Here is an 862-nt window from a genome sequence, read left to right on the forward strand (position 1 = left end):
TTAGGGTGTGTTGACATTTACAGCCGATAAATTGAGCTAAAGAGGCAACCATATAAATATACAAGCTAAAGCAACAGCGCTTTGATAGTTACGTTTTAGCTTATCGTATCTTGTGGCAATTCCTCTAAATTGTTTTAATCTACAAAATGCATTTTCAACTAAATGTCTGATTTTATACATATACCAGTCCATATCATCATTGCTAGATTTGGCATTTGATCTTCGAGGAATGTTTGCTTTCGTATTACTTTCTCTAATTTTCTTTCTGAAACTTTCTGAATCATAGCCTTTATCTGCACATAGCATTTCTGACTCTGTTAAATCTAATTTTGATACAAGATCAGGTGCAACCTTAATATCATGTGAAGTTCCATCTGAAATAATAAATTCAATAGGATTACCATTTGAATCGATTGCTAAATGTATTTTTGAACTATTACCACCAATACTTTTGGAAATACTTTGATTCTTAATACCAGCTGAATGTTGATGCGCTCGTACATGGCTCCCATCGATAAAAATCCACTCTTTATCAGCATGCTGGCTGAATAATTTAAAAATATTCATAAACTTACTATTTTTAGACCATCGATTATATTTCTTAAAAATAGAATTTGATTTACCAAACTCTTGAGGTAAATCACGCCAAGGACAGCCTGTTCTAATTCGAAATAAAATCGCTTCAATAAAATTCCGTAAATTTAATTTGAGATAAATATTAAAGTGACGGAAAATAGCAAGTAACTTGGACCAGTGTTGATCATTTAGCATTGTTCGAGGCATAGCGAGTGTAAAATTGGGTTTGGCGATTTAATTTTACTATCTCGCTATTTTTTTAATCAACAAATGTCAACAGACCCTA

1 protein-coding gene is annotated in these 862 nt (G+C 32.0%); it reads right to left on the reverse strand.

Annotation, left to right across the window (positions count from 1 at the left end; translation table 11 throughout):
• Window positions 1–36 precede the first annotated feature (36 nt).
• Window positions 37–783: an IS5 family transposase gene (locus tag ACSC97_RS18185; RefSeq protein ID WP_026056797.1), complete on the reverse strand. Its 747-nt coding sequence runs from the start codon at window positions 781–783 to the stop codon at window positions 37–39.
• Window positions 784–862 lie beyond the last annotated feature (79 nt).

The sequence above is a fragment of the Acinetobacter sp. P1(2025) genome, from assembly GCF_051390655.1.
Lineage (GTDB): Bacteria > Pseudomonadota > Gammaproteobacteria > Pseudomonadales > Moraxellaceae > Acinetobacter > Acinetobacter junii.